The organism is Pseudomonas sp. GM18 (assembly GCF_000282195.1).
Taxonomy (GTDB): domain Bacteria; phylum Pseudomonadota; class Gammaproteobacteria; order Pseudomonadales; family Pseudomonadaceae; genus Aquipseudomonas.
This window is the reverse complement of sequence record NZ_AKJT01000042.1, coordinates 36,477-50,428: the sequence shown is the minus strand read 5'-3', so window position 1 is coordinate 50,428 and position 13,952 is coordinate 36,477. Positions and strand designations below refer to the sequence as shown.

The window sequence follows — 13,952 nt, the reverse complement described above, 5'->3', positions numbered from 1 at the left end:
GATCGCGGCGTTTTTGTTGATCGTTCCCACGCTCCGCGTGGGAACGATCGACAAGGCACAAAAAAGGGGCTCAATTGAGCCCCTTGGCGTTCCCACGCAGAGCGCAGGAACGATCATATCGCTACTCAGCTATAAACCCGGCCAAGCAACTGCCGATGGCTTTCAAACTGATCAAGCACGTCACGGGTGATCTGATCCCGGGTGAAGCCCATCAGGTCGTAGTCCTGGCTGCCATTGTGCAGGTACACCTCGGCGCGGTAGTAACGTGCGCGCGGTTCATCAGCACTTTCGGCCGACACCGTTTCACTCGCTGCCGCCAGATAACCGTCCAGGCTCACTTCGTAGACAAAAGGGTTGCCCTCTTCCATCTCGATCCGCAGACCCATGCAACGCTTGGCTTTACCCAGCAACGTTTGCACGTCCAGGCCCTTGCCACGCAGTTGAACCACCGCCTCTTCCAACGCCGGACTGACTTGCTTGTCCATGAAGCGCTGAACGATCGACTGATTCGGTTGCAGATCCAATTGAGTCAGACGCTCGCTGAAACCACGACGACCACGTGCTGCCAGCTCCGCTTGCTCCTGTTCGATCTGCACGTCCTGGCGCATGGCCTTGTGCAAGCCGAACATGAAGAACACCAGCACCACCGAGAACGGCAGCCCCGCCAGCACCACCATGGTTTGCATGGCTTCGAAGTTACCGGCGAACAGCAGACCGATGGTCACCAGGGTGATCACCACCGACCAGAAAATCCGCAGCCAGTGCGGCGCGTCTTCGTCGACGTTGCCGCCCTTGCACGAAAGGTTGGCCATCATCACCGCGCCGGAGTCCGCCGGGGTCAGGAACAGCACGAAGCCAACAAAAATCGACACGCCAATTACAACTTTCGACGCTGGGTAATGCTCAAGCAACTGATAGATCGCCATCGACGGCTGTTCCAGCGCGGTCTTCCCGAGTTCCACCGCCCCATGGTTCATCACCAGGTCCAGGGCCGAGTTACCGAAGATCGACAGCCATGCCAGGGTGAAACCCAGCGGAATCAGCAGCACACCGGCGACCAGTTCACGCACCGTGCGACCACGGGAAATACGCGCGATGAACATGCCGACAAATGGTGCCCAAGAAATCCACCAGGCCCAGTAGAACAGGGTCCACAGGCCCAACCAGCGGTCGGACTTCTCACTGTCGCCTTCGTACACGTAGAGGTCGAAGGTCTTCAGCACCACGCCATTGAGGTAGTCGCCGATGTTCTGCACAAAGCCGTTGAGCAGGTGCAAGGTCGGGCCGAACAACAGCACGAAAATCAGCAGGCCGCTGAACAGCACGATGTTCAGGTTGGACAAACGACGAATGCCGTTTTCCACGCCGGACACCGCTGCGATGGTCGCCACGGTGCTCATCACGATGATCACGATCAGCAGGTTGGTGTTGCTGTGTTCCATGCCGAACAGGTTTTCCAGGCCCGACGACACTTGCAACGAACCGATCCCCACGTTCGTCACCAGCCCCAACAGGGTCACGAACATGCCGAAGCCGTCCACCGCATGACCGGCCGCGCCTTTGACCCAACGCTCGCCGACCAGTGGATACAGCGCCGAACGCAATGCCAACGGCTGGTTATGACGATAAGCAAAGTACGCCACGGCCAAGCCGACCAAGGCATAGATTGCCCAGCCATGCAGGCCCCAATGCAGGAACGTCAGCTGCACTGCCTGACGTGCGGCAAGGTTGCTGCCGGCCACGCCTTCCGGTGGATTGAAGTAGTGGTCCAGCGGCTCGGAAGCGCCAAAGTACAACAGCGAGATGCCGATACCCGACGAGAACAGCATCCCCGCCCAGGCGCCGTAGCTGAAGTCCGGTGTATCGTCCTTGCTGCCCAGCTTGAGCTTGCCGTAGGACGAAAACGCCAGGCCAACCACAAACACCAGGTAGGCGGCAATCACCACCATGTAGTACCAGCCGAAGCTGCGGGACAACCAGGCCTGGGCAATGCCGAGCATTCTGCCGGCCTCTTGCGGGGCGATGATCAGAATGGCGGTCAACAACAGAATCAACGCGGTAGAGGTGTAGAACACCCAACCGTTGACCGTCACCTTCTCGGGTGGGGTCTTTATTAGAGAGGCAGAACTCATGGCACAGATGCTCCGGGCAGTGCGAGAGAAGAACACAAGGCAACGCGTTACCCGACCAATCGATTAGTTGGCAGCCGACCGGCGGGTGATATAAAGACACCCCGAAAAAAGCCCGAAACCCATGGAACGCCAGTGCGTGTGGGTTTCGAGCATTTTCAGATGTCGTTTTTCCGCCCACTACACGTAGGAAAAACCTGTAGGCAGCGACGAATTGTCGCAGATCTTATTCTTTGTTGATTGAACGTTCAATCAAAACAAAATAGACTGGCCCTCAATCCGGTAGGCGTATTTCGTCCACCGGGAGGCCTAAGGAGATGTGCAAGATGCCCAAGGTCGGTATGCAACCCATCCGCCGCCAGCAATTGATCGAAGCCACGCTACTGGCCGTCGATCGGGTCGGCATGGGGGACGCCAGCATTGCGCTGATCGCCCGTTTGGCCGGTGTCTCGAATGGCATCATCAGTCACTATTTTCAGGACAAGAATGGCCTGATCGCCGCCACGATGCGGTATCTGATGAGCGTCCTCAGCGAGAACGTCACCGCACGCCGTCAGGCGATGGCAGATGACAGCCCACGGGCGCATCTGCAGGTGATTATCGAAGGCAACTTCGACGCCAGCCAGGTCAATGGCCCGGCAATGAAAACCTGGTTGGCCTTCTGGGCCACCAGCATGCACCAACCGTCTTTGCACAGGTTGCAGCGGATCAACGATCACCGTCTGTATTCCAACCTGTGCTGCCAGTTCCGCCGTGCGCTGCCGCTTGATCAAGCACGCAGCGCCGCCCGTGGCCTGGCAGCCCTCATTGACGGTTTGTGGTTGCGCGGCGCGCTGTCGGGAGATGCTTTCGACACCGAGCAGGCGCAACGGATTGCTTACGAATACATGGATATCCAATTGGCCAAGCAGGTGAGTTAGAGCACACATAAGACCGCTCAGCCCCTGAACCGCCACTGACCAGCGTCGCCCCGGCAACACGGCACGCCCAGTGGTCAACGCCAACCACTTAATGCACTTGCGAGGACACTATGGCCCGTTTCGAACTGCAAAAACTCTACATCGACGGCGGTTACTCCGACGCCAGCAGCGACGCCACCTTCGAAGCCATCAACCCGGCTAACGGTGAAGTCCTCGCAAAAGTACAGCGTGCGACCAAGGAAGACGTCGAGCGTGCAGTGGTCAGTGCCGAAAAGGGCCAGAAAATCTGGGCCGCGATGACCGCCATGGAGCGTTCGCGCATCTTGCGTCGTGCCGTGGACATCCTGCGTGAGCGCAACGATGAACTGGCCGCCCTGGAAACCCTGGACACCGGCAAGGCGTACTCCGAAACCCGTTACGTCGACATCGTCACCGGCGCTGACGTGCTGGAGTACTACGCAGGTCTGGTACCGGCCATCGAAGGCGAGCAGATTCCGCTGCGCACCACTTCTTTCGTCTACACCCGTCGCGAGCCACTGGGCATCGTGGCCGGTATCGGCGCATGGAACTACCCGATCCAGATCGCCCTGTGGAAATCCGCTCCAGCCCTGGCGGCCGGTAACGCGATGATCTTCAAGCCAAGCGAAGTCACCTCGCTGACGACTCTGAAACTGGCCGAAATCTACACCGAAGCTGGCCTGCCAGCCGGCGTGTTCAACGTATTGACCGGCAGCGGTCGTGAAGTCGGCACCTGGCTGACCGAGCACCCACGCATCGAAAAAGTCTCCTTCACCGGCGGCACCGACACCGGCAAGAAGGTCATGGCCAGCGCTTCGGGCTCTACGCTCAAAGACGTGACCATGGAACTGGGCGGCAAATCCCCGCTGATCATTTTCGACGACGCCGACCTCGATCGCGCCGCCGACACCGCGATGATGGCCAACTTCTACAGCTCCGGTCAGGTCTGCACCAACGGCACTCGCGTGTTCGTTCCGAGCCACCTGAAAGCCGCGTTCGAAGCCAAGATCGTTGAGCGCGTTGCGCGCATCCGCGTCGGCAATCCGGAAGACGAAAACACCAACTTCGGCCCACTGGTCAGCTTCGCCCACATGGAAAGCGTGCTCGGTTACATCGCCAAAGGTAAGGAAGAAGGCGCTCGCCTGCTGTGCGGCGGCGATCGTCTGACCGACGGTGAATTCGCAAAAGGCGCGTTCGTGGCCCCGACCGTGTTCACCGACTGCACCGACGAGATGACCATCGTTCGCGAAGAAATCTTCGGCCCGGTAATGAGCATCCTGAGTTACGAAACCGAAGAAGAAGTGATCCGTCGCGCCAACGACACCGACTTCGGCCTGGCGGCTGGTGTTGTCACCAAAGACCTGAACCGCGCACACCGCGTGATTCATCAACTGGAAGCCGGTATCTGCTGGATCAACGCCTGGGGCGAGTCCGACGCCAAGATGCCGGTCGGCGGCTACAAGCAGTCGGGCGTGGGCCGTGAGAACGGCATCAGCTCGCTGAACAACTTCACACGCATCAAATCGGTACAGGTCGAACTGGGCGATTACGCCTCGGTTTTCTAAGGCACCCGCGCACAACCTGTAGCAGCTGCCGAGGTACGAGGCCGCGTTGCGGTCCGAAGGGCCGCCCTCGGGGGCCGCTGCGCAGCCCAACGCAGCCTCGTGCCTCGGCAGCTGCTACGGGCGACCTGACCACTTCAAAGAGGGTGCATTCAATGTCCCAAGTATTCGATTACATCATCATCGGTGCCGGCTCCGCCGGTAACACCCTGGCGACCCGTCTTACTGAAGACGAAGGCGTCACCGTCCTGCTGCTCGAAGCAGGCGGCCCGGATTACCGTCTGGATTTCCGCACACAAATGCCAGCGGCTTTGGCGTTCCCGCTGCAAGGTCGTCGCTACAACTGGGCGTACGAAACCGATCCAGAGCCACACATGGACGGTCGCCGGATGGAATGCGGTCGCGGCAAGGGCCTGGGCGGTTCTTCGCTGATCAACGGCATGTGCTACATCCGTGGCAACGCCATGGACTACGACGGCTGGGCGAAACTGCCCGGTCTGGAAGACTGGACTTACCTCGACTGCCTGCCGTATTTCCGCAAGGCGGAAACCCGTGATATCGGCCCGAACGACTACCACGGTGGCGAAGGTCCGGTCAGCGTGACCACGCCCAAAGCCGGCAACAACCCGCTGTTCAGCGCGATGGTTGAAGCAGGCGTGCAGGCCGGTTACCCGCGTACCGAAGACCTGAACGGCTACCAGCAGGAAGGTTTCGGCCCGATGGACCGCACCGTGACGCCCAAAGGCCGTCGCTCCAGTACCGCTCGCGGTTACCTGGACGTCGCCAAGAAGCGTTCGACCCTGACGATCGTCACCCACGCCCTGACCGACAAGATCCTGTTCGAAGGCAAGCGTGCAGTCGGCGTGCGTTACCTGATCGGCGCGGCTGAAGAGCGCGTTGAAGTCCGTGCCCGCAAGGAAGTGCTGCTGTGCTCCGGCGCGATCGCGTCGCCGCAGATCCTGCAACGCTCCGGTGTCGGCCCGGCCGAACTGCTGAAAAAGCTCGATATTCCGGTGGTCCACGACCTGCCGGGCGTCGGTGAAAACCTGCAGGATCACCTCGAGTTGTACCTGCAATACGCCTGCACCCAACCGGTCTCGCTGTACCCGTCGCTGCTCCTGCACAACCAACCGGCCATCGGTGCCGAGTGGCTGTTCAACGGCACCGGCATCGGCGCCAGCAACCAGTTCGAAGCCGGCGGTTTCATCCGCACCCGTCCGGAATTCGAATGGCCGAACATTCAGTACCACTTCCTGCCGGTAGCGATTAACTACAACGGCAGCAACGGCGTGAAAGAGCACGGCTTCCAGGCGCACATGGGTTCCATGCGTTCGCCAAGCCGCGGTCGCATCCAGGCCAAGTCCAAGGATCCGCGCGAATACCCGAGCATCCTGTTCAACTACATGGCCACCGAGCAGGACTGGCAGGAATTCCGCGACGGCATCCGCCTGACCCGTGAAATCATGCAACAGCCCGCGCTGGACGCTTTCCGTGGTCGCGAAATCAGCCCGGGCATCGACGTGCAAACCGACGAGCAGTTGGACAAGTTCATCCGTGAGCACGCCGAAACCGCGTTCCACCCGTCCTGCTCGTGCAAGATGGGCTCCGACGAGATGGCGGTGGTCGATGGCGAAGGTCGTGTGCACGGCATGCAAGCCCTGCGCGTGGTCGATGCCTCGATCATGCCGATCATCACCACCGGCAACCTGAACGCACCAACGATCATGATGGCCGAGAAAATCGCCGACAAGATTCGCGGCCGCAAGCCACTGCCACGCAGCAAGGCCAAATACTACGTGGCCGGTGATGCACCAGTGAAGGGCAAGCCTTTGCGGGATGTGAGCCCTACCGCTCAATAATCGTTACACCGTAGAGTGATCGTTCCCACGCAGAGCGTGGGAACGATCAGCCGACTCAAGCGGTAAATTCCCCTACACCCCCTCTTCACTTGATCCTACCCCCACGCAGGCCTAATCTAGCGCCACGCAAACGTTTCACCCTCCCTCGCAACATCGATTCGCCGCCACTCCATAACAAGGAGGTTCCCGAATGTTCGATTTCCACCCCCAGCTCAAGCAGCGCTTCGCTGCGTTGCGCACGGGCGCTGAATTCTTTTCGCTGCGTTATGTACGCGAGTCCGGCCAGTACCTGTCGGTGCGCAAGAACGTCGCCGAACCGCCGAGCCTGAGCCGGGACGAAGGTGCGATGCTGACCGTTCGGGTCAACGGCGTCGAAGCCTATGCCGCGACCAACGACCTGTCCCAGTCCGGGCTGCAAGCCGCGCTGGAGAAAGCCGAGCAACACGCCCGTCGACTCAAGCCCCACGCGCTCCTCGACTTGCGTGAGCAAGCGGTTTCCAGCGACCGCGCCGACTATTTCTCGCCAAGCCTCGACCAGCCCTTCCCGTCTCTCAGCGATTGCTACCAACTGCTCGGCGCCGAATCCGCTGCCGTGCCCAAGGACGAACGCCTGGTGAACTGGCAGGCGAGCATCGGTATCACCAACGTCGAGCAGATCTACCTCAACAGCGCCGGTGCCGAACTGCGCCAGGCCCAGCGCTTCGTCTACCCGAGCATGGACGTCACCGCCTACGACGGCAGCGACAGCCAGACCCGCACCCTCGGCCGCGAGAATTTTGGTCAGCAGGGCGGCTTTGATGTGATCAGCCGTTGCGGCCTGATCGGCTCCGGCCCGAAAGTCGCCGACCAGGCACTGCAATTGCTGCTGGCACCGAACACCCCGCAAGGCCCGCGCGACCTGTTGCTGATGCCCGACCAGATGATGCTGCAGATCCACGAGTCCATCGGTCACCCGCTGGAACTGGACCGCATCCTCGGCGACGAGCGCAATTACGCCGGTACCAGTTTCGTCAAGGCAGAAGACTTCGGCCACCTGCAATATGGCTCCGAACTGCTCAACGTGACATTCGACCCGGACATCCCCGAACAGCTCGCCAGCTACGGCCATGACGACGAAGGCACTGCCGCCAGCAAGCAATTTCTGATCAAGGAAGGTTTACTGCTGCGACCATTGGGCGGCGCACTCTCGCAGTTCCGGGCCAGCCTCGACGGCGTGGCCAACAGCCGCGCCTGCGGCTGGAACCGCCCGCCGATCGACCGCATGGCCAACCTCAACATCGAGCCTGGCGATCAACCGCTTGAGCAACTGATCGGCAACATCGAACACGGCATTTTGATGAGCACCAACCGTTCGTGGTCCATCGACGATGCGCGCAACAAATTCCAGTTCGGTTGCGAATGGGGCCAGTTGATCGAAAACGGCGAACTCAAAGGCGTGGTGAAGAACCCGAATTACCGGGCGATTTCCGCGCATTTCTGGAAGAGCCTGCGCGCCGTCGGTGACGTCAGCACCTTCAAGGTGCTGGGCACGCCGAACTGCGGCAAGGGCGAACCGAACCAGGTGATCCGCGTCGGCCATGCGTCGCCGGCCTGTGTGTTCAGCAACGTTGATGTGTTTGGGGGAGATGCCTGATGAGTACGTCCACGAGCACTTCAAAAACCCAGGCCGATTCGTTCAAGGCCTTGGTCAGCTGGCTGCGCGATGCGTTGCGCACGCCTGAGCAGTTCACCCTCAGCTACGCCGCCGAATCGTCGGCCTTCGTGCGCTTCAACCACGCCAAGGTGCGTCAGGCCGGCCAGGTGCAGCAGGCAAACATCGGCTTCAAACTGATCAACGATGGCCGCCACGCCGACCTCGACATCACGCTGTCGGGCGATGCAGAAGTCGATCTTCAGCGTCTGGCCGAGAGCCTGCAACAATTGCGCGAAACCCTGCCGTTGCTGCCTCAGGACCCGTACCTGCTGCTCAACCACAACGACTGGCAAAGCAATAACGTGCAGGATCATCCGCTGCCGGACACCGAGCAGGTGGTCGCGGAAATCACTCAGGCCGCCGAGGGGCTGGATCTGGTCGGCTTCTATGCCGCCGGGCCGATCAGTCGCGGTTTCGCCAGTTCTTCGGGCGCGTTCGGCTGGCATCAGGCCAACAGCTTCAACTTCGACTTCAGCCTGTTCCATGAAAACGGTCAGGCGGTGAAAGCCAGCTATGCCGGGCACGACTGGAACAGCGAAGGCTTTGCCAGGCGTTTCCAGCAGGCCCGCGAGCAGTTGGCGTTTCTGGGTCGGCCATTGCGCACACTGGCACCGGGTCAGTACCGCGCGTACCTCGCACCGGCGGCCCTGGAAGAAATCATGGGCATGCTCAGCTGGGGCGGGTTCTCGGCGCAGTCGATTGCCAGCAAGAGCAGTCCATTGCAGAAGCTCTATGGTGGCGACAGTTCGTTCAGCCCGTTGGTGTCACTGGATGAAAAAGTCAGCGGTTCCCTGAGCCCGGCGTTTTCGGGTGAAGGTTATCCGCGCAGCGATCTGAGGCTGATTGTTGATGGCAAGGCTGACGAGCAACTGGTCGGTTCACGCAGCGCCGCCGAATACGGCCTGACCGCCAACGGTGCCGGCGGCGGCGAAGCGCCAAGTGCGTTGAACATGGCGGCCGGCGCTTTGCCTGACGCCGAAATTCTCAAGCAACTGGGCACCGGTTTGTACATCAGCAACCTGTGGTACCTGAACTACTCGGACCAACCGGCGGCGCGCCTGACCGGGATGACACGGTTCGCGACCTTCTGGGTCGAGAACGGAGAGATTCAGGCACCGGTCAGCACCATGCGGTTTGATGACAGTGCCTACAGCCTGCTGGGTTCGCAGCTGGAAGCGCTGACCGAGGAGCGCGAGCTGATGTTGTCGGCCAGCACCTACAGTCAGCGGAACACGTCTTCGGCATTGCTGCCGGGAGCGCTCGTCAGCCGATTGACCTTGACCCTCTGACAAAGATCGTTCCCACGCTCCGCGTGGGAATGCCTCAATGGACGCTCCGCGTCCGCTTCGGTAGGGACGCGGAGCGTCCCAGGCTGCATTCCCACGCAGAGCGTGGGAACGATCATTTCTAACACCAAGAGGTCCCATGCCCAACCGCCCACCTCTCGACGCTGTCACCGCCCGCTGGTTGCCGTGGGTCGTCGCCATTGCCTTCTTCATGCAGTCCCTCGACGGGACAATCCTCAACACCGCCCTCCCCGCCATGGCCCGGGACCTGGCCGAAGACCCGCTGCGCATGCAGGGCGTGGTCATCGCCTACATGCTCACTGTCGCCTTGCTGATCCCCGCCTCCGGCTGGATCGCCGACCGTTTCGGCACCAAGAAAATCTTCTTCGGCGCGATCCTGTTGTTCAGCATCGGCTCATTGCTCTGCGCCTTGTCGAGCACTCTGAGCATGCTGATCGGCGCCCGGGTGATCCAGGGCCTGGGCGGCGCCTTGATGTTGCCGGTCGGGCGATTGGTGGTGCTGCGCGCGTATCCGCGCTCGGATCTGGTGCGGATCATGGGGTTCATCACCATTCCCGGCCTGCTCGGCCCGCTGATCGGCCCGACCATGGGCGGCTGGATGGTGCAATACCTGACCTGGCACTGGATCTTTCTGATTAACCTGCCGGTGGGTGCCGTCGGCTGCTACGCGGTGTGGAAATTCATTCCCGACCTGCGCGGCAGTGAACGCACCCGCTTCGATAGCCTGGGCTTTTTGCTGTTCGGCGCGGCGATGGTGCTGATCACCATCGCCATGGAAGGCCTCGGCGAATTGCATCTGCCGCACTTGCGGGTGATGTTGCTGTTGTTTGCCGGCATGGCGTGTCTGGCGGCCTATTGGCTGCGGGCCGGGCACACCGACAATCCACTGTTTGCGCCATCGCTGTTCAAGACCCGGACCTTCGCCGTGGGCATCCTCGGCAATCTGTTCGCCCGGTTGGGCAGCGGCGCATTGCCGTTCCTGGTGCCGTTGTTGTTGCAAGTGGCGCTGGGCTATTCGCCGTCACAGGCCGGGATGAGCATGCTGCCCCTGGCCGCGGCCGCGATGGTCGCCAAATCGGTGGCGCGGCCGCTGATCGAACGTTTCGGCTACCGCATCGTGCTGACCGGCAACACGCTGGCGCTGGGGATCATGCTGGCGAGCATGGGCCTGGTCAGCGAGCAGACGCCGTATTGGCTGTTGCTGGCCCAGTTGGCGATTCTGGGGGCAATCAACTCCTTGCAGTTCACCGCGATGAACACCGTGACCCTGATCGATCTCGACGACGCCAGCGCCAGCAGCGGCAACAGTTTGCTGTCGGTGGTGGCGCAATTGTCCCTGAGCCTCGGCGTGGCCTGCGCTGGTGCGTTGCTCGGCGGCTTCACGGCGGAGATCGGCAATGACGGCGTGGACACGGTTCTGGGCGCGTTCCAGCTGACGTTTGTGACGGTCGGAATCATGGCGATGCTGGCTGCAACCATCTTCTCGCAACTTTCACCAAAGGATGGCCGACGAGTGGTCAGCCGTGAGCACGATATAGAGCACTGACCCGTAGCAGCTGCCGAGGCACGAGGCTGCGTTGGGCTGCGAAGCGGCCCCCCGGGGGGCGGTCCTGCGGACACGCAACGCAGCCTCGTGCCTCGGCAGCTGCTACTCGTCCATAATTTGCAGGTGCAGAGCGCAGGACTGATACACTGCGCGACATTTTGTTTTGCAGGCCAGTCCCGTGACCACCATCGCCACCGCTTTTAATACTTTGCCGCTGTCCGCCGCCATGCTGGCTAACCTCGACTCCCTCGGTTATGCCCAGATGACGCCGATCCAGGCGCAAAGCTTGCCGGTGATCCTCAAGGGGATGGACCTGATCGCCCAGGCCAAGACCGGCAGCGGCAAGACCGCAGCCTTCGGTATCGGCCTGTTGAACCCGATCAATCCGCGCTTCTTCGGTTGCCAGGCGCTGGTCATCTGCCCGACCCGTGAGCTGGCCGACCAGGTTGCCAAGGAAATCCGTCGCCTGGCCCGTTCCGAAGACAACATCAAGGTTCTGACCCTGTGCGGCGGTGTGTCTTTCGGCCCGCAGATCGGCTCGCTGGAGCACGGCGCGCACATCATCGTCGGCACTCCGGGGCGCATCCAGCAGCACCTGCGCAAGGGTTCGCTGGTGCTTCACGGCCTGAACACGCTGATCCTCGATGAAGCCGACCGCATGCTCGACATGGGTTTCTACGATTCCATCGAAGAAATCATCGCCCAGTGCCCGGAACGTCGCCAGACCCTGCTGTTCTCCGCCACCTATCCGGTGGGCATCAAGCAGCTGGCGTCGAAGTTCATGCGTAATCCGCAGCAAGTGAAGGCCGAGGCGTTCCACGACGACACGCAGATCGAGCAGCGTTTCTACGAGATTTCCCCGGAAGAGCGCATGAGCGCTGTGACCAAGGTGCTCGGCCACTTCCGCCCGGCGTCCTGCGTGGCGTTCTGCTTCACCAAACAGCAGGTTCAGGAAACCGTCGATCACTTGACGTCCAAAGGCATCTCCGCCGTCGGCCTGCACGGCGATCTGGAACAGCGCGATCGCGACCAGGTGTTGGCCATGTTCGCCAACCGCAGTACCTCGGTACTGGTTGCCACCGACGTCGCCGCACGCGGCCTGGACATCGATGCACTGGACATGGTGATCAACGTCGAACTGGCCCGTGACTCGGAAATCCACATTCACCGTGTCGGCCGTACCGGTCGTGCCGGTGAGAAAGGCATTGCGGTCAGTCTGGTTGCACCGTCCGAAGCCCACCGCGCCCAAGCCATCGAGCAACTGCAGAAGTCGCCGTTGAATTGGGATCAGGTGGATAACCTCACGTCCCAGGGCGGCGGGCCGCTGTTGCCGGTGATGAGCACGCTGTGCATTGGTGCGGGCCGCAAAGACAAAGTCCGTCCGGGCGACATTCTCGGTGCACTGACCGGTGAGGCGGGCATTCCTGGCGCCCAGGTCGGCAAGATCGCGATTTTCGACTTCCAGGCGTATGTGGCCGTGGAACGCGGGATCGCCAAGCAAGCCTTGCAGCGCTTGAACGACGGCAAGATCAAAGGCCGTTCGCTGCGCGTTCGCATCCTGTAAGAGATTGCTGATCGTTCCCACGCTCTGCGTGGGAATGCATCCCGTGACGCTCCGCGTCACATAACAGCGGACGCAGAGCGTCCATGGCGGCATTCCCACGCAGAGCGTGGGAACGATCATTGTGTGAGGACACCGTTTTGCGCTCTACCGAAGTCGTGATCATTGGCGCTGGCGCCGCAGGGTTGATGTGTGCGCTGACCGCCGCCGGGCGCGGGCGCAAGGTGATGTTGCTTGACCACGCCAACAAGGCCGGCAAGAAAATCCTCATGTCGGGCGGTGGCCGCTGCAATTTCACCAACATGTACACCGAACCGGGCAATTTCCTCTCGCAGAACGCACATTTCTGCAAATCTGCGTTGGCACGTTACACCCAATGGGACTTCATCGGTCTGGTGGCCAAACACGGCGTGCCGTACCACGAGAAAAAACTCGGCCAGTTGTTCTGCGATAACAAATCCAGCGACATCCTCGACATGCTGCTCGACGAATGCCATCAGGTCGGCGTCAGCCTGCACCTGGACACCTCGATCCAGACCATCGAGAAGCTCGAAAGCGGTTATCTGCTGGATACCACGCTGGGCCAGATCACTTGCCAATCCCTGGTGATCGCCACCGGCGGCCTGTCGATTCCGACCCTCGGCGCCACCGGTTTCGGCTATCAGGTGGCCAAGCAGTTCGGTCACGACCTGCTGCCGACCCGCGCCGGCCTCGTGCCGTTCACCATCACCGATCAGCTCAAGGAGCTGTGCACCGAGCTGTCCGGTACGTCGGTGGATTGCCTGGTGAGCTGCAACGACCAGAGTTTCCGCGAGAACATCCTGTTCACCCACCGCGGCCTCAGCGGCCCGGCGATTTTGCAGATTTCTTCGTTCTGGGAATCCGGTGACACGGTGGAAATCAACCTGATGCCGGACCACGACGTACCGAGTTGGCTGCAACAGCAGCAAGCCGAGCGCCCGAACAGCGAGTTGAAAACCCTGCTCGGTGAGATCTTCACCAAGAAGATGGCCAACCTGCTGGCGGACAACTGGTTCGCCTCCAAACCGATGAAGCAGTACACCCACGCGGAAATTGCAGACATCGCCGAAAAACTGGCGAGCTGGAAAGTCGTACCGGCCGGCACCGAAGGCTACCGCACGGCCGAAGTGACCCTGGGTGGCGTCGACACGCGCGAAGTGTCATCCAAAACCATGGAATCGCTGAAAAGCCCTGGCCTGTATTTCGTCGGTGAAGTGCTCGACGTCACCGGACATCTGGGTGGTTTCAACTTCCAATGGGCCTGGGCCTCCGGTTACGCGGCAGCGCAGTACGTCTGACCGCGAAGGCGTCCTGACAGGCAACATAAAATACATAG

Annotated in this window: 9 protein-coding genes; 8 read left to right on the top strand and 1 reads right to left on the bottom strand. The window is 61.1% G+C overall.

Annotated elements, in window-relative coordinates; genetic code table 11:
- Positions 1-125: 125 nt before the first annotated feature.
- Positions 126-2,075, bottom strand: coding sequence for a BCCT family transporter (locus tag PMI21_RS15240; protein WP_238541214.1), 1,950 nt, complete (start codon positions 2,073-2,075; stop codon positions 126-128).
- Between the two features lie 380 nt (positions 2,076-2,455).
- Between PMI21_RS15240 and betI the strand changes: the two genes are divergently transcribed.
- From betI to PMI21_RS15280, 8 genes are all read left to right on the top strand, one after another.
- A complete protein-coding gene (gene betI, locus PMI21_RS15245) occupies positions 2,456-3,049 on the top strand; it encodes a transcriptional regulator BetI (RefSeq protein WP_007937959.1) in 594 nt (197 codons plus the stop codon).
- 110 nt (positions 3,050-3,159) lie between these two features.
- The gene (gene betB, locus PMI21_RS15250; protein WP_007937957.1) at positions 3,160-4,632 is read left to right on the top strand and encodes a betaine-aldehyde dehydrogenase; all 1,473 of its coding nucleotides are present in this window, start codon (positions 3,160-3,162) and stop codon (positions 4,630-4,632) included.
- Between the two features lie 152 nt (positions 4,633-4,784).
- Positions 4,785-6,488 (top strand): choline dehydrogenase, encoded by a 1,704-nt coding sequence (betA, locus tag PMI21_RS15255; protein ID WP_007937955.1) that lies wholly within the window; start codon positions 4,785-4,787, stop codon positions 6,486-6,488.
- 190 nt (positions 6,489-6,678) lie between these two features.
- The gene (locus PMI21_RS15260) at positions 6,679-8,121 is read left to right on the top strand and encodes a TldD/PmbA family protein (protein WP_007937953.1); all 1,443 of its coding nucleotides are present in this window, start codon (positions 6,679-6,681) and stop codon (positions 8,119-8,121) included.
- The gene (locus PMI21_RS15265; protein WP_007937951.1) at positions 8,121-9,470 is read left to right on the top strand and encodes a TldD/PmbA family protein; all 1,350 of its coding nucleotides are present in this window, start codon (positions 8,121-8,123) and stop codon (positions 9,468-9,470) included. The genes PMI21_RS15260 and PMI21_RS15265 overlap by 1 nt, the downstream gene beginning before the upstream one ends.
- 136 nt (positions 9,471-9,606) lie before the next feature.
- The gene (gene mdtD / locus PMI21_RS15270; protein ID WP_007937949.1) at positions 9,607-11,034 is read left to right on the top strand and encodes a multidrug transporter subunit MdtD; all 1,428 of its coding nucleotides are present in this window, start codon (positions 9,607-9,609) and stop codon (positions 11,032-11,034) included.
- Positions 11,035-11,260: 226 nt separating this feature from the next.
- A complete protein-coding gene (dbpA, locus tag PMI21_RS15275) occupies positions 11,261-12,598 on the top strand; it encodes an ATP-dependent RNA helicase DbpA (RefSeq protein ID WP_238541213.1) in 1,338 nt (445 codons plus the stop codon).
- 137 nt (positions 12,599-12,735) lie between these two features.
- Positions 12,736-13,914, top strand: coding sequence for an NAD(P)/FAD-dependent oxidoreductase (locus PMI21_RS15280; RefSeq protein ID WP_033063985.1), 1,179 nt, complete (start codon positions 12,736-12,738; stop codon positions 13,912-13,914).
- Positions 13,915-13,952 lie beyond the last annotated feature (38 nt).

Bases quoted from the DNA above. Each gene is read 5' to 3' on its own strand.
- betB (WP_007937957.1), top strand. From the start codon at position 3,160: ATGGCCCGTTTCGAACTGCAAAAACTCTACATCGACGGCGGTTACTCC.
- mdtD (WP_007937949.1), top strand. From the start codon at position 9,607: ATGCCCAACCGCCCACCTCTCGACGCTGTCACCGCCCGCTGGTTGCCG.
- PMI21_RS15260 (WP_007937953.1), top strand. From the start codon at position 6,679: ATGTTCGATTTCCACCCCCAGCTCAAGCAGCGCTTCGCTGCGTTGCGC.
- dbpA (WP_238541213.1), top strand. From the start codon at position 11,261: ATGCTGGCTAACCTCGACTCCCTCGGTTATGCCCAGATGACGCCGATC.
- betA (WP_007937955.1), top strand. From the start codon at position 4,785: ATGTCCCAAGTATTCGATTACATCATCATCGGTGCCGGCTCCGCCGGT.
- betI (WP_007937959.1), top strand. From the start codon at position 2,456: ATGCCCAAGGTCGGTATGCAACCCATCCGCCGCCAGCAATTGATCGAA.
- PMI21_RS15265 (WP_007937951.1), top strand. From the start codon at position 8,121: ATGAGTACGTCCACGAGCACTTCAAAAACCCAGGCCGATTCGTTCAAG.